The sequence below is a fragment of the Glacieibacterium sp. genome (genome assembly GCF_965200405.1).
Lineage (GTDB): Bacteria > Pseudomonadota > Alphaproteobacteria > Sphingomonadales > Sphingomonadaceae > Glacieibacterium.
Genome location: NZ_OZ241356.1, coordinates 2,068,807 through 2,093,801 on the forward strand (window position 1 = coordinate 2,068,807; position 24,995 = coordinate 2,093,801).

General features: G+C 65.8%; 22 protein-coding genes and 2 tRNA genes. 17 read left to right on the top strand and 7 right to left on the bottom strand.

Going from position 1 to position 24,995, the window contains the following annotated elements; all coding sequences use genetic code 11:
• The first annotated feature begins 87 nt into the window (after positions 1 to 87).
• Positions 88 to 1,089, top strand: a complete 1,002-nt coding sequence (locus ACOFKW_RS09655; RefSeq protein WP_419813941.1) for a DUF2891 domain-containing protein — start codon at positions 88 to 90, stop codon at positions 1,087 to 1,089.
• A 17-nt stretch (positions 1,090 to 1,106) separates the two neighbouring features.
• On the top strand, positions 1,107 to 1,877 hold the full coding sequence (locus tag ACOFKW_RS09660) for a transglutaminase-like domain-containing protein (RefSeq protein WP_419813942.1): 771 nt from the start codon (positions 1,107 to 1,109) through the stop codon (positions 1,875 to 1,877).
• A 74-nt stretch (positions 1,878 to 1,951) separates the two neighbouring features.
• Here the strand turns inward: ACOFKW_RS09660 and ACOFKW_RS09665 are convergent, their stop codons facing one another.
• Complete coding sequence (locus ACOFKW_RS09665; protein ID WP_419813943.1) at positions 1,952 to 3,472, bottom strand: class I adenylate-forming enzyme family protein; 1,521 nt, start codon at positions 3,470 to 3,472, stop codon at positions 1,952 to 1,954.
• A gap of 132 nt (positions 3,473 to 3,604) precedes the next feature.
• Between ACOFKW_RS09665 and ACOFKW_RS09670 the strand changes: the two genes are divergently transcribed.
• Together ACOFKW_RS09670 and ACOFKW_RS09675 are read left to right on the top strand one after the other, a co-directional pair.
• Complete coding sequence (locus tag ACOFKW_RS09670; protein WP_419813944.1) at positions 3,605 to 4,825, top strand: toxic anion resistance protein; 1,221 nt, start codon at positions 3,605 to 3,607, stop codon at positions 4,823 to 4,825.
• 1 nt (position 4,826) lies between these two features.
• Positions 4,827 to 5,555, top strand: coding sequence for a hypothetical protein (locus ACOFKW_RS09675; RefSeq protein WP_419813945.1), 729 nt, complete (start codon positions 4,827 to 4,829; stop codon positions 5,553 to 5,555).
• 2 nt (positions 5,556 to 5,557) lie between these two features.
• Here ACOFKW_RS09675 and ACOFKW_RS09680 read toward each other — a convergent pair whose 3' ends face one another.
• The 5 genes from ACOFKW_RS09680 to ACOFKW_RS09700 form a co-directional block, all read right to left on the bottom strand.
• Positions 5,558 to 6,205 carry a dihydrofolate reductase family protein gene (locus tag ACOFKW_RS09680; protein WP_419813946.1) on the bottom strand — a complete coding sequence of 216 codons (648 nt, stop codon included), beginning with the start codon at positions 6,203 to 6,205 and terminating at the stop codon, positions 5,558 to 5,560.
• Positions 6,206 to 6,222: 17 nt separating this feature from the next.
• Positions 6,223 to 7,593 (bottom strand): cation:proton antiporter, encoded by a 1,371-nt coding sequence (locus tag ACOFKW_RS09685; RefSeq protein WP_419813947.1) that lies wholly within the window; start codon positions 7,591 to 7,593, stop codon positions 6,223 to 6,225.
• Positions 7,594 to 7,680: 87 nt separating this feature from the next.
• Positions 7,681 to 8,172 carry a hypothetical protein gene (locus ACOFKW_RS09690; protein WP_419813948.1) on the bottom strand — a complete coding sequence of 164 codons (492 nt, stop codon included), beginning with the start codon at positions 8,170 to 8,172 and terminating at the stop codon, positions 7,681 to 7,683.
• A 243-nt stretch (positions 8,173 to 8,415) separates the two neighbouring features.
• On the bottom strand, positions 8,416 to 8,721 hold the full coding sequence (locus ACOFKW_RS09695; RefSeq protein ID WP_419813949.1) for a UrcA family protein: 306 nt from the start codon (positions 8,719 to 8,721) through the stop codon (positions 8,416 to 8,418).
• 239 nt (positions 8,722 to 8,960) lie between these two features.
• The gene (locus ACOFKW_RS09700; RefSeq protein ID WP_419813950.1) at positions 8,961 to 9,119 is read right to left on the bottom strand and encodes a hypothetical protein; all 159 of its coding nucleotides are present in this window, start codon (positions 9,117 to 9,119) and stop codon (positions 8,961 to 8,963) included.
• Between the two features lie 144 nt (positions 9,120 to 9,263).
• On the opposite strand from ACOFKW_RS09700, the gene ACOFKW_RS09705 reads away from it, so the two are divergent.
• From ACOFKW_RS09705 to ACOFKW_RS09725, 5 genes are all read left to right on the top strand, one after another.
• Entirely contained in the window at positions 9,264 to 10,583 is a 1,320-nt protein-coding gene (locus ACOFKW_RS09705) for a dicarboxylate/amino acid:cation symporter (RefSeq protein WP_419813951.1), read from the top strand.
• A 45-nt stretch (positions 10,584 to 10,628) separates the two neighbouring features.
• A complete protein-coding gene (gene prsK / locus ACOFKW_RS09710) occupies positions 10,629 to 12,713 on the top strand; it encodes an XrtA/PEP-CTERM system histidine kinase PrsK (RefSeq protein ID WP_419813952.1) in 2,085 nt (694 codons plus the stop codon).
• 5 nt (positions 12,714 to 12,718) lie between these two features.
• Positions 12,719 to 14,080: a PEP-CTERM-box response regulator transcription factor gene (gene prsR, locus ACOFKW_RS09715; RefSeq protein ID WP_419816920.1), complete on the top strand. Its 1,362-nt coding sequence runs from the start codon at positions 12,719 to 12,721 to the stop codon at positions 14,078 to 14,080.
• Positions 14,081 to 14,134: 54 nt separating this feature from the next.
• A tRNA-Pro gene (locus tag ACOFKW_RS09720) sits at positions 14,135 to 14,211 on the top strand.
• A 115-nt stretch (positions 14,212 to 14,326) separates the two neighbouring features.
• Positions 14,327 to 15,220 (top strand): EamA family transporter, encoded by an 894-nt coding sequence (locus ACOFKW_RS09725; protein WP_419813953.1) that lies wholly within the window; start codon positions 14,327 to 14,329, stop codon positions 15,218 to 15,220.
• Positions 15,221 to 15,313: 93 nt separating this feature from the next.
• Here ACOFKW_RS09725 and ACOFKW_RS09730 read toward each other — a convergent pair whose 3' ends face one another.
• Positions 15,314 to 16,189 carry a PEPxxWA-CTERM sorting domain-containing protein gene (locus tag ACOFKW_RS09730; protein WP_419813954.1) on the bottom strand — a complete coding sequence of 292 codons (876 nt, stop codon included), beginning with the start codon at positions 16,187 to 16,189 and terminating at the stop codon, positions 15,314 to 15,316.
• Between the two features lie 268 nt (positions 16,190 to 16,457).
• On the opposite strand from ACOFKW_RS09730, the gene ACOFKW_RS09735 reads away from it, so the two are divergent.
• The 8 genes from ACOFKW_RS09735 (at position 16,458) to ACOFKW_RS09770 (ending at position 24,910) form a co-directional block, all read left to right on the top strand.
• The gene (locus ACOFKW_RS09735) at positions 16,458 to 17,498 is read left to right on the top strand and encodes a DUF2855 family protein (RefSeq protein WP_419813955.1); all 1,041 of its coding nucleotides are present in this window, start codon (positions 16,458 to 16,460) and stop codon (positions 17,496 to 17,498) included.
• A 9-nt stretch (positions 17,499 to 17,507) separates the two neighbouring features.
• Positions 17,508 to 18,518 (top strand): D-cysteine desulfhydrase, encoded by a 1,011-nt coding sequence (locus ACOFKW_RS09740; protein ID WP_419813956.1) that lies wholly within the window; start codon positions 17,508 to 17,510, stop codon positions 18,516 to 18,518.
• Positions 18,515 to 19,195, top strand: a complete 681-nt coding sequence (locus tag ACOFKW_RS09745) for an aspartate/glutamate racemase family protein (RefSeq protein ID WP_419813957.1) — start codon at positions 18,515 to 18,517, stop codon at positions 19,193 to 19,195. The genes ACOFKW_RS09740 and ACOFKW_RS09745 overlap by 4 nt, the downstream gene beginning before the upstream one ends.
• 94 nt (positions 19,196 to 19,289) lie before the next feature.
• A complete protein-coding gene (locus tag ACOFKW_RS09750) occupies positions 19,290 to 20,927 on the top strand; it encodes an MFS transporter (RefSeq protein WP_419813958.1) in 1,638 nt (545 codons plus the stop codon).
• A gap of 224 nt (positions 20,928 to 21,151) precedes the next feature.
• On the top strand, positions 21,152 to 23,545 hold the full coding sequence (gene lon / locus ACOFKW_RS09755; RefSeq protein ID WP_419813959.1) for an endopeptidase La: 2,394 nt from the start codon (positions 21,152 to 21,154) through the stop codon (positions 23,543 to 23,545).
• Positions 23,546 to 23,661: 116 nt separating this feature from the next.
• Positions 23,662 to 23,943, top strand: a complete 282-nt coding sequence (locus ACOFKW_RS09760; RefSeq protein WP_419813960.1) for an HU family DNA-binding protein — start codon at positions 23,662 to 23,664, stop codon at positions 23,941 to 23,943.
• 56 nt (positions 23,944 to 23,999) lie between these two features.
• Positions 24,000 to 24,074, top strand: a tRNA-Val gene (locus tag ACOFKW_RS09765).
• A gap of 257 nt (positions 24,075 to 24,331) precedes the next feature.
• On the top strand, positions 24,332 to 24,910 hold the full coding sequence (locus ACOFKW_RS09770; RefSeq protein ID WP_419813961.1) for a glycine zipper 2TM domain-containing protein: 579 nt from the start codon (positions 24,332 to 24,334) through the stop codon (positions 24,908 to 24,910).
• Positions 24,911 to 24,995 lie beyond the last annotated feature (85 nt).

A 24,995-nucleotide genomic window follows, 5' to 3' on the forward strand; every position in this document is an offset into this window, starting at 1 on the left:
ACTTTTCCATCTATAGCAGCATGTACTCCGCTGCGGTTGTCGCCGTGAACACCCGGTGTATGGTCGAACGCGTACTGATGAAAGGGGATGAGGTTTGCGACGATGCACCTGACGCCGGCGCTGGCCAGCCAGTTCGCCCGCATCGCGCTGGGCCATGTCGCGCGCGAGTATCCCAACAAACTCGACCATGTCCTGCGTCGCGAGGGGGAGACTTATGGCCCCCGGGCGCTCCACCCGATTTTCTTTGGCAGCTACGACTGGCACAGCTGTGTCCATGGCTGGTGGCTGCTGCTGACCTTGCTGCGGCTCGCGCCCGGGCTGCCCGAGGCGGCGTCGATCCGCGAGCTTATCCTCGCGACCTTCACGCCAGCCAAGATCGAGGCGGAGCGCGATTATCTGGACCTGGCGGCGGAGCGTGCCTTCGAACGACCCTATGGCTGGGCCTGGTTGCTGACGCTTCATGCCGAGGCGGCGCGCCACAATTCGCGTCTCGGCGATCAGTTGCGCCCGCTCGCCGAGGCAGTTGCCGATCGCTTTCACGACTGGCTGGCCGGCGCTGCCTATCCCAATCGTACCGGCGGGCACGCCAACACCGCCTTCGCGCTGATTCACGCGCATGCCTGGGCTATCGAGTTCGACAGCGATCTGGCGATGATGTTCAGCGACCAGGCACGCGACTGGTACGGCGAGGACCGTAACGCCCAGGCGTGGGAGCCCGATGGCGATGCCTTCCTGTCGCCGACCCTGACCGAAGCGCATTGCATGGCCCGGCTGCTGCCGGAAGCTGAGTTCGCCCGCTGGTTCACCGACTTCCTGCCGCGCCTCGACGATAGCGAGCCGCACACATTGTTCGAGCCGGCGATGGTCAGCGACCGCAGCGACGGCAAGATCGTGCATCTCGACGGTCTCAATCTCAGCCGGGCATGGAACTGGCGGGCTTTGGGGCGCTACCTGCCGCTCGCCCATGCAGGCCACAGCGCCGGTGAGCGGCACCTCGCCGCCGCATTGCCGCACATCGCCGGCGACTATATGGGGGAACATTGGCTGGCGAGCTTTGCTCTACTGGCGCTGCTACCCGCCGCCCCCTGACTTTTCCGAAAGCTCTCATGCGCCTGCTTGCCCAGTCCCATATCGCCAATCGCTATGCCCAGCCGACGGAGATCATGGCCAAGGTCCAGGTCGCCCGTGCGCCGGGACAGACGATCGTCTCCGAGACGCTGTCGATCAGCCCGGACACCCGTGTCGACGCGGTCGAGCTGGAGGATGGGCGGCTGCTGCGCGGCATTTTCCAGGGCCAGGTCGAAGTCGCCTATTCCGCCGTGATCGACCTCGAGCCGCGCATCGAGATCCACGCCGGTGCGCTCCAGCACCGGTGGAGCGATCTGCCCGCCGATATCCTGCCCTATCTGATGCCGAGCCGCTTCTGCCCGTCGGACAAGTTCCTGCGCTTTGCCGGCCGCGAGTTCGGCAATGTCAGCGGCGGTGCCAAGATGATCGCCATCGTCGAGTGGATCCGCAAGCACGTCGACTACCTGCACGGTGTCAGCACCGCCGAGACCGGTGCCGAAAGCACTTTCATCGACCGCGCCGGGGTGTGTCGTGACTTCACCCACCTAGGCCTGACGCTGGCGCGGGCAGGTGGTATCCCGGCACGAGCGGTCGCGGCGTACGCGCTGGCCCTCGATCCACCGGATTTTCATGCGGTGTTCGAGGTCTGGCTGGGCAACGGCTGGTGGCTGATCGACCCGACCGGGCTGGCCCCGATCGAGGGCCTCATCCGCATCGCGCATGGCCGGGACGCCGCGGACATCGCGTTCCTGACGACGAGTGGCCCGGTGGAGCAGGTCGCGATGACGGTCAGCGTCGCGAAGATCTAGCTGCCTACTGCATCCCTCCCGGAACGGGAGGGAGACGAGCAAAAGACTTTTGTTTCATCGCCGACGGGTTCGCTTCAGCCCGCCCAGCTGTCGCGCAGCTCGCGCTTGAGCACCTTACCAATCGCGCTGCGCGGCAGTGCCTCGACCACCGCGACGCCGCTCAGCCGCTGCGTCTTGCCGAGCTGCGCATTGGCCCAGTCCCGCACAGTTTCGCCATCCCCGCTGCGCAGGGCCAGGAACGCCACCGGAGTTTCGCCCCAAGCATTGGATGGGATACCGACGACCGCCGCCTCGACCACGTCGGGATGCGCTGTCAGGATCGCCTCGATGTCGCTCGGGTAGATGTTGTAGCCACCCGAGATGATCATGTCCTTCTTGCGGTCCATGAGCGTAAGGAAGCCATCGGCGTCGAAGCGGCCGACATCGCCGGTGCGCATGAAGCGACGGCCGTCGGGAGCGGTCCACATCGCCGCCTCGGTCTGGTCGGGACGGTTGTGATAGCCATTCATCGTCGCGGCGCTGTGCCCGACGACTTCGCCGATCTCGCCGGCGGGAAGCTCGGAGCCATCTTCGCCCAGCACGCGCATGTCGTGGCCGGGGGCGGGGCGACCGACGGTGTGGAGCTTGTCGGGAAACAGGTGCGCGAGCAGGACGCAGACGCCGCCGCCCTCGGTCATGCCGAAATACTCGACTAGCCCGCCGGGCCAGCGCGCCAGCACATCGGCCTTGAGTTCGGCGGGAAAGGGCGCGCTGGTGGCGAACTTCATCACCGTGCTCGACAGGTCGTGAGCTTCGAAATCGGGCAGCGCCATGATGCGGCGGTACTGGACCGGGACCAGCATGGTGTGGGTCATGCGGTGCGTTTCGGCGAGCTTGAGATAGGCCGCCGCGTCGAACTTCGGCATCATCACGATGGTGCCGCCGGCGCCGATGGCGGGCATGAAGCTGGCCATGGTGGTGTTCGAATAGAGCGGCGTCGACAGCAACGTCACCGAACGCGTCGTGTAGCCCAGCTTGGCGCCGCCGGTGACATGGCCCCAGCGCATCCGGTGGCTCTGGACGATACCCTTGGGCGTGCCGGTCGTGCCGCTGGAATAGATGATGTGGAACGGCGCGGCGGGATCGACCTGCACCAGCGCCGGCGCATGGTCGGACAGCCATTCCGCCAGTTTATCCGATTGGTCGAGGCGGACGACAGTGCGGGCGGCGAGCGCCACGCCGTCCAGCGTCTCCACCACCTGGCCATCGGCGAACAGGATAGGCGCGCCGCTGTCGGCGATCATCGCGACGATCTGCTCCGGTGTCGACGACGGCGCGATCGGGGCGACCGCCACTCCGGCGCGGAGAGCCCCGAGGAAGATCGCGGCATAGTCGATGGAGGTCGCGGCGCAGATCGCGATCCGGTCGCCCGGCAACAGTCCCTCGGCCTGCAGCTTGCCCGCCACCCGGTCCATCAGGGCGTCGAGGTCGCCGTAGCTCAGTCGTGCCTCGCCGACGACGAAGGCGATGCGCCCGGGCTCTTCGACGGCATGAAGATGGACGACCTCGGCGAGCGTGCCGAAATCCTGCGCGAGAATGTCTTCGACCTGGCTCATGCCCAGCTTCTCGCGCAACCGCGGCGCCCTTGGCAAGCACGCCGCGGCACCCGACATAGACGCGTAACACAGTAGAGCCTTGCCCAACGATCTGCTAACCCTGCGCGTACAACCACCGGAGCTGACCTAGACATGGCCACCCAGACGACGCCCCAGACAACGACGGCGACGACTCCTTCGACGATCACGCTGACGCCGCCCGAGGCGGTCGCCGTGGTCGAGCCGCAGGCGGCGTCGGGACTGGTGCCGGTCGACAACGAGGTGAAGTCGAAGCTCGAGGCCAATGTCGACAAGTTCGTCACCGATCTGGCCCAGCTCGATGCCGCGTCCCCGGCGTTCGGCGCCAAGGTCGATGAGCTGACCAACCTGGGTGCGCGCGAGATCGCCGATGCGGCGGGCCAGTCGAACCGTTTCCTCGACCGCCCGGTGCGCGCCATGGACCGCGACACCGGCATCGGCGCCAATCTGACCGAGCTGCGCGCCACCATCGAGGACCTCGACCCGGGCAAGCGCGGCAACCTCATGAGCCGCAAGAAGCTGTTTGGGCTGATCCCGTTCGGCGGCAACAAGTTGCGCGGCTATTTTGACAGCTACAAGTCGGCGCAGTCGAACATCTCGGCGATCCTGTCGCGACTGGCGGCGGGCAAGGACGAGTTGCTCGAGGACAATGCCGCGGTCGACCGCGAGCGTGCCAATCTGTGGAAGACGATGGGCAAGCTGGAGCAGATGGTCCACGTCTCCAAGACGCTGGACAGCAAGCTGGAGGCCAAGGCGGCCGAGCTGGATTACAGCGAGCCGGCCAAGGCCAAGGCGATCCGCGAGTCCGCGCTGTTCTACATCCGCCAGCGCACTACCGACCTGCTGACCCAGCAGGCGGTCAGCGTGCAGGGCTATCTGGCGCTCGACCTCGTCAAGAAGAACAACGTCGAACTGGTCAAGGGCGTCGACCGCGCCTCGACCACGACGGTCGCCGCGCTACGCACCGCCGTTACCGTGGCACAGGCGCTGACCGCGCAGAAGCTGGTGCTGGAGCAGATCACCGCGCTCAACACCACGACCGCAGGCATGATCGATTCGACCGGCGAGCTGCTCAAGACCCAGACCGGGGCGATCCACCAGCAGGCGGCGTCGTCGACCATCCCGATCGCGACGCTGCAGCGGGCCTTCTCCAACATCTACCAGACAATGGACGCCATCGATACGTTCAAGCTGCAGGCGCTGAGCAACATGAAGACCACCGTCGACAGCCTGTCGAGCGAAGTCGAAAAGTCGCGCGGCTACATCGCCCGCGCCGAGGGTGCCTCGCAGGGCCAGGTCAGCAGCACGCCGGCCTTCACGGCGCTGGAGGGCTGAGGTGTCCCGCGAGGTCGATGCCCGCATACAGCGTTTCACCGAAGTGCTCGACCGCCTGCCGGGCGGGTCCGATGCGCGCGCGGTCCACGGCCGCCGCATCAAGCGCGCCGTCTCGAATGCCGGGCGGCGCCTGCGTCGCGGGCTGATCGCGGTTGCCGTTCTACTGGCCGGGCTGCTCGCCTATTATCTGTTCCTCGGCACGATCGGTATCGGCGGCTTCCTGCTGGTCGCGCTGCTGTTGCCGCTGCTGTTCATCATCGCCGCGTCGCTGCCGCTGGGTGGCGATATCCAGCCCGAGGCGTTAAAGAAGGCGACGCCCGCGGTGCTGCCGGCGCAGGCCGACCGCTGGCTCGACAGTCGCCGCGCGGAACTGCCGCGTCTTGCCGCGCCGACGCTCGACAAGATTTCGGCCCAGCTCAACGCCATCGGACCGCAGCTGGCGACTTTGCCGGAGATGGATCCGCTGGCGCAGGATGTCAGCCGCCTGCTTAACAAGCACCTGCCGGAGCTGGTCGAGCGCTACACCAAGGTGCCTGCCTCGATGCGGACCCAGCCCGACAGCGACGGCGGGCCTAGCATCGAACGGCGCCTGGTCGATGGCCTGAAGACCGTAGAGGGCGAACTCGCCCGCGTTTCGGACACGCTCAGCCGTGACGACCGCGACGCCTTCCTGGTCAAGGGCCAGTTCCTGGAAGACCGCTACAAGGCCGACGGCGGCGTCGTAAAATAGGGCTAAGCATCCGACGCGAGCACGAAATGGGTCGCGAGATCGGACGCGACCGATTCGACGACACGGTAGCCGAGCGCGGGCAGGTCCAGACCCGCGAACATCGCCTCGCCTCGGCCCAGCAGGACCGGCGACAGCGCGAAGTGCAGCTCGTCGACCAAACCGGCCTGCAGATATTGCCGAACGGTCGAGACACCGCCACCAATCTTGACGTCAGCGTCCCCCGCAGCGTCGCGGGCCCGCTCCAATGCCGCATCGATGCCGTCAGTGACGAAGTGGAAAATGGTGCCGCCTTCCATGACGATCGGGTCGCGGGCGTGGTGCGTCAGGATGAAGGTCGGTGCGTGATAGGGCGGATTGTCTCCCCACCAGCCTTTCCAGTCGTCGTCCGGCCAATCGCCGCGCACGGGACCGAACATGTTTCGGCCGAGGATGAAGGCACCGAAGCCGTCCATCGAGCGATGGGCGAACGTTTCGTCGACGCCCTCGGAGCCGCCCTCCTGGCCGATCATGGCCCTGAATGTCCTGGTCCCGAAGAACCAGTTATGAAGCTCCTTGCCTCGCTTTCCGAGGGGGTCCTGGAGGCTCTGGTCCGGCCCGGCTCCAAAGCCATCGAGCGATATTGCAAAGCCGCCGATCCTGACGCGTCCCATGAAAGCCTCCGTTTCCTTCAAGCCCGGCTGAGGTCGCCGCCGATCGCTGCGAGTTCGCCGCTCTCGCGCGCCTTGCGGCCATAGACGAGCTCGAACAGCGGCGTCGCCATCATGGTGGTGACGATCGCCATCAGCACCAGCATCGAGAACAGCGTCGGGCCGATGATGCCCTTCTGCAGGCCGATGTTGATGATGATCAACTCCATCAGTCCACGCGAGTTCATCAGCGCGCCGATGCCGAGCGACGTCCGGTTGTCCTCTCCCGACAGCCGGGCGGCGAGGTAGCAGGCACCACCCTTGGCGATGATCGAGGCGAGCAGGATGCCGAGTGCGATGAGCATCAGCGGCAGCGAGTTTACCATGTCCATCCGGGTGTTGAGACCCGAGTAGGTGAAGAACATCGGCAGCAGCAGGACGACGGCCAGCGGCTCGACCTTGCGCTTCAGCTCCGCCGCAAAGGCACCGCGCGGCATCACCACGCCCATCAGGAAACCGCCGAAGATCGCATGGATGCCGATCGCGTCCATCAGGAAAGCGGACACGCAAAACGCCGCCAGCGTGATCGCCAGGACGGTCATGCTCATCTCGCCCTCGCGCTCCACCATGCGGCCCAGCGGCGCGAGCAGACGGGGTCCGAACAGCATCAGGAACACCGCCCAGGCGACGCCGCCGCCGATTGCGAGCAGCGCCACGCCCGGTCCGCCGCCAAAGGTCGCGAGCACCACCGCCAGCACACACCAGGAGCAGGCGTCGTCGAATGCGCCGGCGGTCAGCGACAGGGTGCCGAGCGAGGTATTGCTCAGGCCGCGCTCGTTGATGATTCGCGCCAGCATTGGAAAGGCGGTGAGCGCGATGCAGGCACCCAGGAACAGTGTCGCGTTGCTCTGGCTGATACCCTCGGCGAACAGTCCGGGCACGTTCAGCAACAGCGGCGCGACGATCACCGCGATCGCGAAGGGTGCTACGATGCCGGCAGTCGACACCAACCAGGCGCTGCGGACCTTCGACCTGAACAGGTCGAGGCGGAGTGTCGTGCCGACGAGGAACATGTAAAGGCCGACGCCGAGCTGGGCGCCGACGTAGAGCATGTTGCGGGATTCCTTGGGAAAGATGGCGTCCTGCAGGCCGGGGAACAGCAATCCAAGCAGGGACGGTCCGAGGACGACGCCGGCGATCATCTCGCCAACGACCTGCGGCTGGCCAAGCAACTTGCGCCCCAACCAGCCGACGACGCGGCAGGCGATCAGGATGACGGCGAGCTGAAGGAAGAAATGGATGCTGAAATCGCCTGGCGCATAGCTGGCGGTTGCACCCTGGGTTGCTGGACCATGAGGTCCCAGCAAGCCCGAGGCAGTCTTCGCAAGGCTCTCGTACCAGTTCTCGAACATCTATACCCCCAAGTCGGCCTTTTCGGCTTGGCGGGACGATAGCGCTACCATCGCTTCACGCAAGGGCAACGGCGGATAGCCGCCAGCCTACATGCCGGCGAGCAGCGAGCCGGTCATTGCGACGAAGCCCATGATCGAGGCGATGCCGAGCGAGATGCCGCTGGCATATATGGCGCTGTCGGAGCGGCTGGGACGGTGCCGGGCGAGGCGCTGTTCAGCGGCAACGAAGCGCTTCACTGCGTCGGCGTGCGCATTGGTATAGCCGGCAGCGTAGAATAGCGGCAGTCCGGTGCTCGTCCCGGCGTGGATGCTGGCGGCATAGCTGCGCAGCGCTTCCAGTCGGGGATCGGCGAGTTCCGCACCGCCGCGGCGGGCCATGACGATGTTGCCGATGCGACGGGAGATCCGGCGTATGCGGCCCTCGACCGAAGTGCTCGGGCGCTCGCTGCCGGACACTGCAAGCCGCAGCACGCGCTGCTCCAAGGACGTGAAGAAGAACGATCCTGTCTCGGCGCGACGTGCGACCGGGCGGCTGTAGCTGCCGATGGACGGGGTGGCGGTATCGATGGAGGCGAACATCGTGCTTCTTTCGGATGACGTGACGAGCGTGACCTATGTGCGATGCGCTGCTGCAGCTAGTTGCACCGACGCAACATCGGGCTGCGCAACCGTTGCACCCGAGGGTTGCAGATGGTGGCGCGCACGGTGGTTGCGATCAGATAAGCGCAACCATATCGGCTGGGTAACGGCACTTCGGCATGGCTCGCATGACGGTTTCGCATAGACCGATGACAGGGCGGAGCAGCGCTCCGCCTTGCCGGCTCAGGACAGGGCGGCGGTGGCGGTCGCCACGGCGCGCTTGGTGCACCGGTACTCGGCGCTGCGGGCGAAATCGCTCGTCGTGTTGAGCGAGCAGACGGCGCGGGCGGCAGCGCGGATACGGGCTTCGAGGCGGGCGCGATCGGCCGGGCGCTGCAGGTCGAGGTCGGCGTAGCTGACCGTTTGGGTCCGGACGTCGGCTTCGTGGGCAGCTGCCGGAGCAACGGCACCGAGCAGGCAGGTCGCGGCAAACAGGATGGCACCGGTGGTGGCGACGACGGCGCGGGCGATGGAGCTGGTGACGAACATGGTGGAGTTCCTGTGTTCGGGGCGGCGGCCAATCCGGCGTCCCATGCCAGCAGCTTTGCAAAGCCTGTGCCAACTCCCAAGGCAACAGACGGTAGTATGAAATTCAACGACTTAGACGAACTCGTGCGTAGTGTCGGGACAACACGCTATGATTGTTCGGCTAAAAGGTAGGAAATAGTCCTATTTTTTAGCGGAGCTAGGTGGCGAGTCATGACCGGCTGGAAAGCCGCCGCTCATGTTCAGGGTCTGGCGATGCCCGCAAAGTCGGTGGGACCGTCCTGACTGTTGTCGAACGACGCAGCGAGCCACAGGCCGACGATCAGCAGCAGCGCCGCACGAAGCAGCAGCCGGGAGCGCTGGCCAGAGGGGCGGCTGGCTCGGCTCAACATGCGCATCATCGTCGGTTCTCCTGGTCCTCTCCTTGCTATGGTTAACCGGGCTGGTGTGCATCCTGGTCTGGAACCGAAATGGACACGCCGCCGGGGCTTCGCAGAGGGGCCGGGGGCTGTCATCATGCCCAAAATCCAGGGGGCGCGGCGAACTTGATCATCGACGATACGGCGACAGGCGCGGCACCGCGGCCATGGTACGCGCAGCTGTATGTCCAAGTGCTGGCCGCTGTCGTGCTGGGCGTCATCCTCGGCAGCCTAGATCCCGCCACGGGCGCAGCGATGAAGCCGCTGGGCGACGGCTTCATCAAGCTGGTCAAGATGATCATCGCGCCGGTGATCTTCCTGACCGTGGTGACCGGCATCGCCGGGATGCGCGACCTCGGCGGGGTGGGGCGGATCGTCGGCAAGGCTTTCGCCTATTTCCTGACCGTCTCGACGCTGGCGCTGGTGGTCGGGTTGATCATCGCCAACACCGTCCAGCCGGGCGCCGGGATGCACATCAATCCTGCCGACCTCGATACGCGCGAAGTCGGCCAGTACACCGCCAAGGCACACGCCACGACGTTGACCGGCTTCCTGATGAACATCATCCCGACGACGCTGGTCAGCGCGCTGGTCGAGGGCGAAATCCTGCAGGTGCTGTTCGTCGCCGTATTATTCGGCATCGCGCTGACCATGAGCGGCGAACGCGGGCGGCCGTTGCTCGAGATCCTGCAGGCCGCGACGGCAGCAGTGTTCAAGCTCGTCGACATCCTGATGCGCGCCGCTCCGGTCGGGGCGTTCGGCGCGATCGCCTATACGATCGGCAAGTTCGGCATCGCCTCGATGGCGCATCTGGTGGCGCTTGTCGCGACCTTCTACCTGACCTCCATTGTCTTCGTCGCGGTCGTGCTCGGTATCATCGCGCGGGTCGCCGGGTTCAGCCTGTGGCGGCTGCTAGTGTATCTGAAAGCGGAACTGCTGCTGGTTCTCGGCACCTCCTCGTCGGAGGCCGCACTGCCGGCGCTGATCGAAAAGCTGGAGCGTGCCGGTTGCGAACCGCGGGTCGTCGGACTGGTCGTGCCGACAGGATATTCGTTCAATCTGGACGGAACGAACATCTACATGACGCTGGCAGCGCTGTTCATAGCGCAGGCCTGCGACGTGCATCTGTCGTTGGGCGAGCAACTGCTACTGCTGGGCGTCGCCATGTTGAGCTCGAAAGGCGCGGCGGGGGTCACCGGTGCTGGGTTCATCACGCTGGCCGCGACGCTGTCCGTGGTGCCGAGCGTGCCGGTGGCGGGAATGGCGCTGATCCTGGGCGTCGACCGCTTCATGAGCGAGTGCCGCAGCCTGACCAACTTCATCGGTAACGCAGTCGCGACCATCGTCGTGGCCCGCTGGGAAAACGGGCTCGACCGCGAGGCTTTGGCCAAGGCCCTGGCGAGGGGTGACAGGCGGCAGATGACAGCGGGCGGGTTAAGGCGCTAACATCGGCTGAGGATCAGTCCGGGGGGTGCGCCGATCATTGTCCAGTTGACCGACGTCGGCCTGTTCAGTCACCTGATCGGGGGCCTGAGCTTCGCCGGGCTGGCGATCAGCGTCCTGCTGCGACGCCGGCGCGACGAGGTGGCTTATTGGCTGGCCGGGGCCGCCGCGACGACGGCGCTGTGGGGCCTGATCTTTGCATTCGGCGCACGCTTCGGAACGCCGTGGACGCTGTTGCTGTCGCCCCTTGAGACATTGCGCACCGCCGCTTGGGTCGCGTTCATCATCGCCCTGCTGCGCGTCTCTTGGCGGCTCGACGATCGGCTGAGGTCGTCCTTCATCATCGCCGGGGCGATCGGCTTCGTCACCACTGCCCAGTTGATGCTCGACCTGGTCGGCAGCGTCGGCGGTGGCTTCGGTGCGCACGACGCGCTGCTTCGCGTGCTGTTCGTCATCACCCGGCTCGGTGTCGCGATCCTCGGGCTGGTGCTGCTCCACAATCTGTACGTCAACGCCCAGCCGGGGGGGCGGACCGGACTGCGGCTGTTGTGCATCGGCCTTGCCGGCCTGTTCGGCTACGACCTCAATCTCTACACGCTGCAGTTCCTGCTCGGCGAGATCTCGGACGACCTGTACAACATCCGTGGTGCCGTCGACGCGATGGTCGTGCCGCTGCTCATCCTGTCGGCGACGACGGCCTGGGTCGCGCGGGTCCAGGTGTCGCGACAGGTGGTCTTCCACACTTTGTCGTTCAGCATCATCGGCGGCTATCTGATCGTCATGGCGCTGGCCGCCTATGGCTTGCGGCTGGCCGGGGGCGACTGGGGCCGGCTGCTCCAGATCAGCTTCCTGTTCGGCACCGCCATCATCGGTGCGGTGGTGCTGGTATCGCCGCGTTTCCGGGCCGCGCTGCGCGTCCAGATCGCCAAGAACTTCTTCGCGTACAAATATGATTACCGGCAGGAGTGGTTGCGCTTCATTGCCACCGTCTCGCGCACCGAAAAGGGCAGCGGCCAATTGTCGGAGAGGGTCGTGCAGGCGGTGTGCACCGTCGTCGACTCGCCGGGTGGCGCCTTGTTCGCGCCGGCCGGCGACGGCGGCTTCGACCGGGTAGCGCGGTGGAATTTCAGTCGCTTCGACGGCGACCATGTCGAGGCTACCAGCGGCTTTGGACCGTTCCTCAGCCAGCGGCAGCGGATCGTCGACTTCGACGAATGGCGCGAGGGCGGCGAGGAATATGGCGGCATGGCCCTGCCGGAATGGGCGGCGCACCGCAGCATCTGGCTGGCGGTGCCGTTGATCCATCTCGACGTGCTCGCCGGGTTCCTGCTGCTGGAGCGGACGCTGGCGCCGCGCGATCTGAACTGGGAGGATTACGACCTGCTGCGCACGCTTGGCCGGCAGGCGGCAAGCTACATCGCCGAGGCGTCGGTGCAGGCGGCGCTGGACGAAGCGGGCGCTTTCGACGCGTTCAATCGCCGGTTCGCGTTCATCATGCACGACATCAAGAACCTCGTGTCGCAGCTCAGCCTGGTGTCGCGCAATGCCGAGCGGCATGCCGATAACCCGGCCTTCCGGGCCGACATGGTGGCGACCCTGCAAAGTTCGGTGAGCAAGATGAATGACTTGCTGGCCCGGCTGGCGCAGCACAACACGGCGCGCCCCGACGTGCCGGAAGCGGTCGATGTCGGCGAACTGATCGCGCAGATCGTCCGCATCAAGCAGCGTGGCCACGCGCCGCTGTACCGGCACCTTGGCCTGGGGCCGATGTTCGTGCAGGCCGATCCGGCGCGTCTTGAGCAATTGTTCGCACATTTGATCCAGAACGCCATCGACGCGAGTCGCGAGGACGGCCAGATCGATGTTGCGCTTGATCGACAGGGGGACACTATCGTCGTTACCATCGCCGACCACGGCACCGGAATGTCGAGCGCCTTCGTCAGGACGGAGCTGTTCAAGCCGTTCAAGTCGACGAAGGTGGGCGGTTTCGGTATCGGGGCCTATGAAGCGCGAGAAATCGCGTTGTCGATCGGTGGTCGCCTCGACGTCGTCAGCCGGGAAGGCGAAGGGACGATCTTTACGGTTGCGTTACCGGCACTTAGCGTGGCGGTGAGCGAGAGGATGAATGCGTGAGTTCGTTGGGAGTACCGCGTAAGCTGCTGGTCGTCGAAGACGACGAGGGGCTGCAGCGCCAGCTGCGCTGGTCGTACGAAGATTATGACGTCGTCGTCGCCGGCGACCGTGCCGCGGCGCTGGAGGCAATGCGCGTCCATGCGCCCGCCGTCGTGACGCTCGACCTCGGCCTGCCGCCGGATCCGGACGGCATCACCGAGGGCTTTGCGACGCTCGACGAGATCCTGCGCGCCGCGCCCGCCACCAAGGTCATCGTCGCGTCGGGGCATGGCGCCCGGGGCAGCGCCATCCGCGCCATCGCGGAGGGCGCCTTCGACTTTTATTCCAAGCCGATCGACATCGATGAGCTCGGCATGATCGTGCGCCGGGCTTATCACGTCCACGACCTGGAGGCGGAGAACCGTCGCCTGGCGTCGGCAGTCGGCCCGCAGGACGTGCTGGGCGGCATCATCACCGGCGCACCGGAGATGCTCAAGGTCGCCCGGATGATCGAGCGGGTTGCCACCGCGCAGGTCTCGGTGATGCTGCTCGGCGCCAGCGGGACCGGCAAGGAACTGCTGGCTCGCGGCCTGCACAACGCCTCGCTCCGCAAGGGCAAGCCGTTCATCGCGATCAACTGCGCCGCCATCCCGGAGAACCTGCTCGAGTCCGAGCTGTTCGGGTATGAGAAGGGCGCGTTCACCGGCGCGGCCAAGATGACCGAGGGCAAGATCGAGCTGGCCGAGGGCGGCACGCTGTTCCTCGACGAGGTTGGCGACATCCCGCTGCCGTTGCAGGTCAAGCTGCTACGCTTCCTGCAGGAGCGAGTCGTCGAGCGCATCGGCGGCCGCCGCCCGATCCCGGTCGACGTTCGCATCGTCTGTGCTACCCACCAGAACCTCGAGGAGATGATCACCACCGGTCGTTTCCGCGAGGACCTGTACTACCGGCTTGCCGAGATCGTCGTGCGCATCCCGTCACTGGCCGAGCGCGCCGGTGACGCGACCCTGCTGGCGCATCACTTCCTCGCCAAGTTCGGGCGCGATCACGGTCGCATCTTCAAGGGCTTTACCCCGGATGCGGTCGCCGCAATCACCGACTGGGCTTGGCCCGGCAACGTCCGCGAACTGGAGAACCGCCTGAAGCGCGCCGTCATCATGGCGGAAGGCACGCGCCTCGATGCCAACGACCTCGACCTCGGGGGCAAGGCGAACGGCGCGGCGGCGCTCAACCTCAAGGTGGCACGCGAGGCCGCCGACCGGCACGCGATCCGGCTGGCGATGGCGCGGACGGAAGGCAATATCTCCAACACAGCCAAGCTGCTGGGGATCAGCCGCCCGACCCTGTACGACCTGCTTCGACAGTATAGCCTGGATGTTCCTGCCTGAGGTCAGGGTAAGGTCTTGCTTTGAACGGCCCCTCCGCCTAGACCCGCCGCCGGTCGGAGCGTGGCGCAGCCTGGTAGCGCACTTGACTGGGGGTCAAGGGGTCGCAGGTTCGAATCCTGTCGCTCCGACCAGGTCCCCTGCTTCCCCTCCTCGCTGATGCGGGGAGGGGGCACAGCAATCTTCCGCGATCGATCGGCCGGCAAAAGCTCTCCGGCTGGCCGTGGCGCACGGTCAGGTGGGAGCGACATGTCCCCAGCAATCACTTCGGTCGTCCTGCTCGCGGCGTTTCTGCACGCCAGCTGGAACGCCCTGCTGCGCGCCGGAACCGACCGCCTGTGGTCGATCACCGTCATGTGCATCGCAATCGCGGCGGTGTGCGCAGCGCTCGTACCCTTCGTGCCGATGCCGGCGCAGGCGAGCTGGGGCTATGCAGCGGCCTCTGCCCTGCTCCATGTCGGCTACAACCTGTTCCTCGTGCGCACCTACCGCAGCGGCGACCTGGGACAGACCTATCCGATCTCCCGTGGCTCCTCGCCGCTGCTGGTCTGCCTGGGTGCGGCGGTGTTCGCCGGCGAACTGCCCGACGCGCTCAGCCTGGTCGGCGTCGCGCTGGTGTCGGCCGGCATCATCTCGCTCGCCTTCCAGGGCCGCAATCGCGGCTTCGGTGGCCTGTGGTACGCGCTGGGTACCGGCTGCTTCATCGGCGCCTATAGTGTCGTCGACGGGATCGGCGTGCGCCTCTCGGGGACTCCAGCGGGCTACACGGTGTGGATGTGCCTGATGTGGGGCGTCATGGCGCCAGCGGCCTATGCCGCGTTGCGCGACTGGCGGACCTTGCGACGGGGGGCGCGGGAAACAACGTTAGCAGCGGCCGGCGGCATCGTCTCGCTGGTCGCCTATGGCATCATTATCTACGCGATGTCGCTGGGGCCGATGGGCCCGGTCTCGGCGCTGCGGGAGACCAGCGTGGTCTTTGCGGCGCTGATCGGCCGACTGTTCCTCGACGAGCGCCTGACGGTCTACCGGATCGGTGCCTGCATCGTCGTCGCCATCGGGGCAATCTGCATCGGGCATGGTAGCGGCGACAGGCACCCGGGCCCGCGCGCCGCCCGCGTCGATGCTTCGAGCCGGGCGGCGTAGGCGCTCGCCGCGATCGATCTCGGAACTGCCGGCAATAAAAAGGGGATGACGGCCAGCCTGCCGTCATCCCCTTTTGTCGGACGCGTTGTCGAGCTAGGCGAGCGCCTTTTTCCGCCGACGGGCGGCGACGCCGATCAGGCCGAAGCCGGTGATCATCTGGATCCAGGTCGCCGGCTCGGGTGTCGCGGAGTTGGCGTTGTCGATATAGGCCCTGGTGCTGCTGATAATCACGTCGCCATACAGCCGGTCGGTGCCGAGCAGGAAGTTGCTGAAGATCAGGTGAAGCGCGTTGGTCGTGATCCCGGCATTTTTCGCATTGCTGCCGGGGAGAGGGACTTGCTCGTTAACCATGATATTAAGGCCCGAGATGGTGTTCAAGCCAAGCAGGGTGAGCAGATTGCTGTTTGCGGGTGCCGTGATGAATTCACTCGCACTCAGGTTGATCAAGTCGATACCAAGGACGGTCAGCTTCAGGCCGCTGATCTTTGACGTACCGGTGGCCGAAGCTGCGTCGACGCCCTCGACTTCGGAATGCGAGGTCAAAGTGGTCGCGGTCAGGCCGAGGCTCGAAGCTCGCGCCGCGGTGAGTGACAAGTTCAGGCCGTTGACCAGCGCATCGGCGTTACCTGTCGGCGTCAGCGGAAATACTGACTCGGCGCCGGTCGTTATCAGCCCGGTGCCGATCTTCAGTCCGGTCAACGTGCCAAGTGCCAAGGTCTGGTTGAGACTGGCTAGTGTACCCGCCGTATCATAACCTGTGCCGGCGATACCGTCGGTAGATGCGAGTGGACCGACCTGGGCCTTCAGGACCGACAGGACGGACAGGTTGACCTCTACGCCATAGGCGCCACTGCGAATAACTGTCGTTGCATTGGCCGATGATGCCAGGAGAGCGCATCCGGCGATGACGGAGATTGTGCCCAGTCGAAACAAGTCTTTGGTATTTCGTTTCGAAATCGTTACCATCATGCCCTCCAGCTCGGCAGACCCGACCCACCGGAAACTGTTGTGCACGAAGCATGCCAGAACTGGATTCCCAGTCGGACACGATGGAACGCCTCCGTTGCAGGCTATGACGATCACGAAAAGTGTAAAGTTCTCCGACTCTTGCCTGGTTTTATCGATTCCAGATGTTCAACCTAGTTTAAGCAATACTTACCATCGGCCACGCCGAATTGCCCTGTCCTGATATAAGCGCCACTATGTTCGCCGACCTTGGAAAATTGTGGAGCAAGCCGTGATCAACGAGGTTCAGGTCTCCCGTGTCGACCTTGCCGATGCGCGGCTGGTCGAGCGTTCCGACGAGATCGCCGACGGCCAGGCGGCATTTTCGATCGAGCATTTTGCACTGACCTCGAACAACATCACCTACGCGGCGCACGGCGTGGACATGCGGTACTGGGACTTTTTTCCGGCCGCGGCAGGATGGGGCGTCGTGCCGGTCTGGGGCTTCGCACGGGTCATCGCGTCCAAGGTAGACGGACTGGCGGTAGGCGACCGCTTCTACGGCTATTGGCCGATGGCGAGCGGCGCGGTGCTGACCCCGGTCAAGGTTTCGGCACGCGGCTTCGTCGACGGAGCGGCGCACCGCGCCGAGCTCGCCGCCGTCTATAACAGCTATGTCCGCGCCGACCCGGGCATGGGTGACGACGCGGCGTACGCGCTGTTCCGACCGCTCTACGTCACCTCGTTCCTGATCGATGCGATGCTGGCTGCGGGAGACGACCGGCTGTTGCTGTCGAGCGCCTCGTCCAAGACGGCGCTCGGATTGGCGCAGGCCGCACGCGCGAGGGGGGCGATGGTCATCGGGCTGACCTCGGCGCGCAACCGGGCGTTCACCGAGACCACCGGCAATTACGATCTGGTCGCCGCTTATGACGAGATCGAGGTGCTGCCGCTCGGTCCGACGACGACCTATGTCGACTTTTCCGGCGACGGCGGGCTGCGGGCGGCGATCCATGCGCGCTTCGATGCGACGCTGGGCGCGAGTTGGGTGATCGGCGACACGCATTGGGACGTACCGGCAAAGACCGCTCGGCTGACCGGGCCGCGCCCGCAATTCTTCTTCGCCCCGACGGTCGCGGCGGAGCGTATGGCAGAATGGGGCGCGGCGGGATTCGAGCAACGGCTGGCCGACAGCTGGACGGCGTTCGTCGCATCGACGGCGCCGTGGCTGCGCACCGTCGAAGGGCACGGCCCGGCCGCGGCGATGTCGGCCTATGCGCGGATGGTTGCGGGAGACATCGATCCGGCCGAAGGCATCGTGCTATCGATCTGAGGAGTCGTCATGGATCTCGCCCGCTTTCCCCGCCGCCGCTACACCGCCGGCCCGACGCCGATCGAAGCGATGCTGCACCTGACCCGTCAGCTCGGCGGGGCCGAGCTCTGGGTCAAGCGCGATGACCTGCTCGGCCTGGCCGGGGGTGGCAACAAGACCCGCAAGCTCGAGTTCCTCGTCGCCGAGGCGCTGGCGCAGGGTGCCGACACGCTGATCACCGTCGGTGCGCCGCAGTCGAACCACTGCCGCCTGACGCTCGCCGCTGCGGTGCGCGAGGGGCTGCGCTGCCGATTGGTGATCGAGGAGCGGGTCGCCGGCAGCTATGCCGCGGACGCGCTCGGCAACAATCTGCTGTTCGACCTGATGGGCGTCGACAAGATCACCGTCGTCCCCGCCGGCACCGATCTTGCCGCGGCGATGCAGCTGGAGGCCGATGCGGTCCATGCCGACGGGCGCAAGGCGTACATCATCCCCGGTGGCGGCTCGACGCCGCTCGGTGCGCTCGGTTACGTCGCCTGCGCGCTGGAAGTGCTGGCGCAGAGTTTCGACCATGGTGTCGCCTTCGACCGTATCGTCGTCGCCAGCGGCAGCGCGGGAACGCACGCCGGGTTGCTGGTCGGGCTGACCTCGGCAAGCTGGGACGGCACGTTGACCGGTATTAACGTCCGGCGGCCGCAGGCCGAGCAGGAGGGCAATGTCCACGCGCTGGCGGTGACGACGGCGAATTTGCTCGGTGTCCAGGCGCCGGCGCGAGCGGCGGTGACGGCGCTCGATCGCTGGGTCGGACCGGGCTATTCGCTGCCGACGCCGGAGATGGTGGCGGCGGTGCGCCTGTTCGCCAGCAGCGAGGGCGTGCTGCTCGACCCGGTGTACACCGGCAAGGCGGCGGCTGGGCTGGTCGACATGGTGCGCTCTGGAGAGATCGGTGCGGGCGAGCGGGTGCTGTTCGTCCATACGGGCGGGTCGCCGGTCCTGCAGGCCTATGCCGGCGTGCTGCTCGCCGCTCCGTCACAGGCATGAGCTACCGCACGCTCGGCGTGATCGGCGGCATGGGGCCGGCGGCGACGGTCGACTTTCTCGCGCGGCTGCTCGCGGCGACCCCCGCCAAGGGTGATGCCGACCATATGCGCGTACTGATGGACTGCAATCCCCAGGCCCCCGGGCGCAATGCGGCGCTGGCGGGGGAGGGGCCGTCGCCGGGTCCGACGCTGGCGGCGATGGCGCGCGGGCTGGAGGCGTCAGGGGCGGAGCTGCTGGCGATGCCGTGCAACGCCGCGCATTTCTGGGCCGACGAGATCCGCGCCGCCGTGGCGATCCCGCTGGTCGGAATGATCGAGGTCGGCGTGGCGGCGGTACGGGTTTCCGGCGCGCGGCGTGTCGGACTGCTGGCGGCGGACGCGGTGCTGCGCTCAGGCTTGTACTCCAAGGCGTTGGCGGCGGCTGGTATCGACACCGTCGAGATTGAGCCCGACGCGATCATGCCGCTGATACTGCGCATCAAGGCAGGCGACACCGGACCCGGCATGCGCGCCGAGATGGCGGCACTGGCGGCGGGGCTGGTCGAGCGCGGCGCCGACACGATCCTCGCTGCCTGTACGGAGGTGCCGCTGGTCCTCGACCAGTCGCAGGTTTCGGTGCCGCTGGTCGACGTTACCCAGGCGCTGGTCGAAGCGGTGCTTGAGAGGGCGCGCCGCTAGCCCGCTTGTTCCGTAACGGCGACGGTCATAAGACTGTCACCGGGACGCTGCGGGTGACGCGGTGAGGGGAATACGGATGGCGACGGCTTCGGCTATGGCTCACGACGGCGGCGCATTGGTCCTCGACCCGAAGCGTGATCGGCTCGTCATCCTGGCGTCGTCGCTGGGTACCGTGTTCGAATGGTACGACTTCTTCGTCTACGGCACGCTCGCGGCGCTGCTCGGCAACATGTTCTTCCCGTCGGAGAATGCCGGCGCGGCGCTGCTCAAGAGCCTGGCGGCGTTCGGCGTTGGTTTCGGCGTGCGGCCGCTCGGAGCGATCGTCTTCGGCTATTTCGGCGATCTGGTCGGGCGCAAATACACGTTCCTGGCGACGATCACCTTGATGGGCATCGCCACGGCACTGGTCGGGGCACTGCCGACCTATGCGACGGCGGGGATCTGGGCGCCGGTGCTGCTGCTCGGCCTGCGCGTCCTGCAGGGCCTGGCACTCGGCGGCGAGTACGGTGGCGCGGCGATCTATGTTGCCGAGCATGCCCCGCCGGGCAAACGCGGCTTCTATACCAGCTTCATCCAGGCCTCGGTGGTCGGCGGCTTCCTGCTGTCGATCGTCGTCGTGCTTGGGGTAACCGCGGCGATCGGCAAGGACGCCTTCAACGCCTGGGGCTGGCGCATCCCGTTCCTGTTCAGCCTGCTGCTGCTGGCGGTGTCGCTGTATATACGCCTCAAGCTCAAGGAGAGCCCGGTCTTCGCCGCGATGAAGTCGGCGGGCACGACATCGAAGAATCCGCTGCGCGATGCGGTGCGACAGCCCGGCAACCTCCGCCCGGTCCTGGTCGCGCTGTTCGGCGTTGCGGCGGGGCTGACGGTGATCTGGTACACCGCGCAGTTCCAGACGCTGTTCTTCCTCCAGCAGGCGGCGCGCGTCGACCAGACCTCGGCGCAGGTATTGCTCGGCATCTCCGCCTGCGTCGCCGCGCCGATGTTCGTGGCTGCCGGCTGGCTGTCGGACAAGATCGGTCGCAAGCCCTTGATGCTGGCAGGGTACGGCGCGACGCTAATCTTCCTGTTCCCGCTCTTCCACATGATCGCCGACGCGGCCAACCCGGCCCTGGCGGCAGCGATGAAGGCTGCCCCGGTGCGGATCCAGGAGGCGTCCTGCGCCTATAACCCCTTCGCCCAGGGCAAGCAGGATAGCGAGTGCGCCCAGGTCCTCGACTATTTCGCCAAGAAGGGCATCGGCTACCACAAGGTGCCGGGAGCCACCGGCGCGGAGGGCGAGATCACCCTGACCACCATCGGACCGGCGCGAATCAGCGGATTGCAGCCGGCCAAGTTCGAGGCGGCGTTGCAGGCAGCGGGCTATCCCGGCTCGGTCGATCCGGTCACCGGCAAATGGGACATGCGCGCCGATCCCGAGGCGCGCGACGATGGCCGCATCCTGTTCGCCTGCATCATGCTCGCCGTGCTCAGCGCGATGACCTATGGCCCGGTCGGCGCGATCCTCGTCGAGCTGTTCCCGGCGCGCATCCGCTACACGTCGCTGTCGGTCCCGTATCACCTCGGCACCGGCTATTTCGGTGGATTCCTGCCGTTCGTCGCACAGTATATCGTGGTCAAGAGCGGCAACGTCTTCGGTGGCCTGTGGTACACCTTCGGGGTGGTTGTAGTGGCGTTCCTGGTGACGCTGTTCTGGTTGCCGGAGACGCGTCACCGCGACATCACGCGCTAGTTTCCGGCGCTGCGGCGACCAGCCGGGCGGGTGCTTGTCGGCGGTGCGGCAGCGGTTCGCCGCGCATTGTGAGAGCCCGGAACGCTTTGCGACTATCGCACTGCAGCAGGCGTGTTAGCATTCGTCACCAGCGGCCGTGACCAGCGGATTGATGCGGCGCGAAGAATACCCATATCCGCTTTCGAGATGCCCGAGCGTAAAGTCGGGCAGTGGAGTTCGAGAAGATGACCGAAGTTCAAACCCTGCCTGTCCTGCCGCTCCGCGACATCGTCGTGTTCCCGCAGATGATCGTCCCGCTGTTCGTTGGCCGCGACAAGTCGGTCAAGGCGCTGGAGGCGGTGATGCATGGCGACAAGACCGTGTTCCTGCTCAGCCAGAAGAACCCGGGTGACGAGGATCCGCGCGCTGGCGATCTGTACGAGATCGGCACCGTCGCCACCGTGCTGCAGTTGCTGAAGCTGCCCGACGGCACCGTCAAGGTGCTGGTCGAAGGCCAGTCGCGCGGCTCGCTGACCTCGCTCGACGAGAGCGGCGACTATCTCAGCGCGGTCGTCGCGCCCGTCGAGGAGGAGACCGGTGACGCGACGCAGGTTGAGGCGCTGGTGCGTTCCGCCGCCAAGCAGTTCGAGGGCTATGTAAAGCTCAACAAGAAGACAGCGCCTGAGATCGCCGTGCAGATCGGCCAGATCGACGACGCCGGCCGCTTTGCCGACACCGTCGCTGCCAATCTCAACCTCAAGATCGCCGACAAGCAGACCATCCTGGGCGAGTTCGACGTCGCCAAGCGGCTGGAGCTCGTCTTCGGCTTCATGGAAGGCGAGATGGGCGTCATGCAGGTCGAGAAGAAGATCCGCTCGCGCGTCAAGCGCCAGATGGAGAAGACCCAGCGCGAATATTACCTCAACGAGCAGATGAAGGCGATCCAGCGCGAGCTGGGCGAGGGCGAGGACGCCAAGGACGAGGCGACCGAGATCGAGGAGAAGATCGCCCGCGCCAAGCTGCCCAAGGAGGCTCGCGAGCGCGCTATCTCCGAATTGAAGAAGCTCAAGGCGATGTCTCCGCAGTCGGCGGAGGCGACCGTCGTGCGCAACTATCTCGACGTGCTGCTTGGCCTGCCATGGGGCAAGAAGTCGAAGATCAAGCGCGACATCGGCTTGGCGCAGAAGGTCCTCGACGACGACCACTTCGGCCTCGAGAAGGTCAAGGACCGGATCATCGAGTATCTCGGCGTGCAGGTCCGGACCAACAAGCTCAAGGGCCCGATCCTGTGCCTCGTCGGTCCCCCGGGTGTCGGCAAGACCTCGCTTGGTCGTTCGATCGCCAAGGCGACCGGGCGTGAGTTCATTCGCCAGTCGCTCGGCGGCGTTCGCGACGAGGCGGAGATCCGTGGACATCGGCGGACCTACATCGGCTCGCTGCCGGGCAAGGTGATCCAGAACCTGAAGAAGGCAGGCACGTCCAACCCGCTGTTCCTGCTCGACGAGATCGACAAGCTCGGCCAAGATTTCCGCGGCGATCCGTCGTCGGCTCTGCTCGAGGTGCTCGACCCCGAGCAGAACAAGGCGTTCAACGATCACTACCTCGAGATCGATTACGATCTCTCGGACGTGATGTTCGTGACCACGGCCAACTCGCTCAACATGCCGCAGGCGCTGCTCGACCGGATGGAGATCATCAACCTGTCGGGCTACACCGAGGACGAGAAGGTCGAGATCGCCAAGCGCCACCTGCTCGCCAAGCAGTATGACGCGCACGGCCTGAAGCCGAACGAATGGACGCTGACCGACAGCGCACTGCGCGACCTGATCCGCTATTACACGCGGGAGGCCGGTGTGCGGACACTGGAGCGCGAGCTGGCCAAGCTGGCCCGCAAGTCGCTGCGCCGCATCCTGGAGGGCAAGGCGACCAGCGTCACCATCGACAGCGACAACCTTCACGAGTTCGCGGGCGTCCAAAAGTACCGCTTCGGCGTCGGCGAGATCGAGGACCAGATCGGGGCCGTTACCGGATTGGCATGGACCGAGGTCGGTGGCGAACTTCTGACCATCGAGGCCGTCACCGCACCGGGCAAGGGCACGATCCGCACGACCGGCAAGCTCGGTGACGTGATGACCGAGTCGATCCAGGCGGCACTGAGCTTCGTCAAGGCGCGGTCGATCCAGTACGGCATCAAGCCGTCGGTGTTCGAGAAGAAGGAGATCCACGTCCACGTTCCCGAGGGCGCGACTCCGAAGGACGGGCCGTCGGCGGGTGTCGCGATGGTCGTGGCGATGGTCTCGACGCTGACCGGCATTCCGGTCCGCAAGGATATCGCGATGACCGGCGAGGTCACCTTGCGTGGCCGGGTCCTGCCGATCGGCGGCTTGAAGGAGAAGCTGATGGCGGCGATGCGCGGTGGCATCACCACCGTGTTCATCCCGGCGGAGAACGAGAAGGATCTGGCGGACATCCCGGCGAACATCACCGAGGCGCTGCGGATCATACCGGTGGCCCATGCCGACCAGGTCCTGGCGGAGGCGCTGGTGCGGCCACTGGTGCCGATCGAGTGGACCGAAGCCGAGGAACTGGCCGTGCGCCCGGACCCGGCGGTGGTGGCAGAAGTCGCGCTTCGACACTGATCGTCGTCCGTACGGCACGGTACGAAGGGAAACCGCTCCATCCGGGGCGGTTTCCTTTTGACTCCGCCCCCCCGGGTTGCGCTAATTAAGTTCGTTACGCGGGAGTATAGGGCGGCATGAACAAGCAGGAACTGATCGGCGCGGTCACGGATAGCTCCGGTCTGGCGCGGGCCGACGCGACGCGCGCGGTCGAGGCGGTCTTCGATGCGATCACCACCAGCCTGGCACGCGGCGAGGAAGTCCGGCTGGTCGGCTTCGGCAGCTTCGTCGTGGCGCAGCGCAAGGCCTCGGCGGGCCGCAATCCCCGCACCGGCGAGCCGATGGACATCAAGGCCAGTGCAGTGCCCAAGTTCCGCGTCGGCAAGGCGCTCAAGGACGCCTGCAACGTCACTGGCTGATACGGTAGCTCTGGACAGCGGGCGCCGGCTCGCCTAGTCCGCCGTCTCCCGGTTTCGGGCGCGTAGCTCAGCGGTAGAGCACTCGCTTCACACGCGAGGGGTCGCAGGTTCAAACCCTGCCGCGCCCACCATTCCCAAGACGTTGAATCGTGACTGTCACCGGGAGGGCTTCCCGGCGGCAGATTCGCCGTTGCGCGCCGTAACGAACCTGAACAAGTCTTAATGTTGTTGCAAGTACTTCAAGATGAATACTTGTTAATATCATGATGAATACTTATTCAGTAAATTATTATGCTCGATCGTGCGTCCAATTGTCTTGATGATCCGTTATTGTTGCATCTGCGGCTTGAGTATCATGGCTGCAGCCCTGTTCGATAAGGAGAACAACATGTTGCGCAAGCTCACGCTGGGTCTCTCGGCCCTTTCGATCCTGTCGATGCCGATCGCCGCGACTGCGCAGGACAATGGCTACCGCGATCGTGACTCGGTCAGCCGCCAGGAACTGCGCGACAACCGCGACAATATTCGCGAGCAGCGCCAGGATGTTCGTGACGCCCAGCGCTATGGCACTCGCCAGGATGTTCGCGAAGAACGCCGCGACCTGCGCGAGGCACGCAACGAGCAGCGCCGCGATCGCCAGGATTGGCGGACGTATCGCAACTATGACTACAACCGTCCGCAGCCGGGCAATCGCGCTTACTACGCCGATCAATATTATCGCGATGGGCGCTACTACCAGCCGCGCCGGCTGAGCGTGAACGACCGGATCTACCGTGGCCAGGACAATCGCTATTATTGCCGCCGCAGCGACGGCACGACCGGCCTGGTCATCGGTGCGCTGGGTGGCGGCGTCCTGGGCAACGCGCTTTCCGCCGGTGGGTCGAAGACGCTCGGGACATTGCTTGGCGGCGGTCTCGGTGGACTGCTCGGCCGCTCGGTCGACCGGAACAACGTTTCCTGCCGCTAACACACAGGTTCGTCCGCGGGAGGGCATCGGCGCAAGCCGGTGCCCTTTTCGCATGGGGTTCTAAGCGCAGTGCTTATCGGCTAGG

Excerpts from the sequence above, each read along its gene's own strand:
- ACOFKW_RS09700 (WP_419813950.1), bottom strand. The coding sequence starts at position 9,119 with ATGATGCGCATGTTGAGCCGAGCCAGCCGCCCCTCTGGCCAGCGCTCC.
- ACOFKW_RS09725 (WP_419813953.1), top strand. The coding sequence starts at position 14,327 with ATGTCCCCAGCAATCACTTCGGTCGTCCTGCTCGCGGCGTTTCTGCAC.
- ACOFKW_RS09660 (WP_419813942.1), top strand. The coding sequence starts at position 1,107 with ATGCGCCTGCTTGCCCAGTCCCATATCGCCAATCGCTATGCCCAGCCG.
- ACOFKW_RS09750 (WP_419813958.1), top strand. The coding sequence starts at position 19,290 with ATGGCTCACGACGGCGGCGCATTGGTCCTCGACCCGAAGCGTGATCGG.
- ACOFKW_RS09680 (WP_419813946.1), bottom strand. The coding sequence starts at position 6,205 with ATGGGACGCGTCAGGATCGGCGGCTTTGCAATATCGCTCGATGGCTTT.
- ACOFKW_RS09730 (WP_419813954.1), bottom strand. The coding sequence starts at position 16,189 with ATGATGGTAACGATTTCGAAACGAAATACCAAAGACTTGTTTCGACTG.
- ACOFKW_RS09665 (WP_419813943.1), bottom strand. The coding sequence starts at position 3,472 with ATGAGCCAGGTCGAAGACATTCTCGCGCAGGATTTCGGCACGCTCGCC.
- ACOFKW_RS09695 (WP_419813949.1), bottom strand. The coding sequence starts at position 8,721 with ATGTTCGTCACCAGCTCCATCGCCCGCGCCGTCGTCGCCACCACCGGT.
- ACOFKW_RS09655 (WP_419813941.1), top strand. The coding sequence starts at position 88 with ATGAGGTTTGCGACGATGCACCTGACGCCGGCGCTGGCCAGCCAGTTC.
- ACOFKW_RS09670 (WP_419813944.1), top strand. The coding sequence starts at position 3,605 with ATGGCCACCCAGACGACGCCCCAGACAACGACGGCGACGACTCCTTCG.
- ACOFKW_RS09760 (WP_419813960.1), top strand. The coding sequence starts at position 23,662 with ATGAACAAGCAGGAACTGATCGGCGCGGTCACGGATAGCTCCGGTCTG.
- ACOFKW_RS09690 (WP_419813948.1), bottom strand. The coding sequence starts at position 8,172 with ATGTTCGCCTCCATCGATACCGCCACCCCGTCCATCGGCAGCTACAGC.
- ACOFKW_RS09770 (WP_419813961.1), top strand. The coding sequence starts at position 24,332 with ATGTTGCGCAAGCTCACGCTGGGTCTCTCGGCCCTTTCGATCCTGTCG.
- ACOFKW_RS09740 (WP_419813956.1), top strand. The coding sequence starts at position 17,508 with ATGGATCTCGCCCGCTTTCCCCGCCGCCGCTACACCGCCGGCCCGACG.
- ACOFKW_RS09685 (WP_419813947.1), bottom strand. The coding sequence starts at position 7,593 with ATGTTCGAGAACTGGTACGAGAGCCTTGCGAAGACTGCCTCGGGCTTG.
- lon (WP_419813959.1), top strand. The coding sequence starts at position 21,152 with ATGACCGAAGTTCAAACCCTGCCTGTCCTGCCGCTCCGCGACATCGTC.
- ACOFKW_RS09745 (WP_419813957.1), top strand. The coding sequence starts at position 18,515 with ATGAGCTACCGCACGCTCGGCGTGATCGGCGGCATGGGGCCGGCGGCG.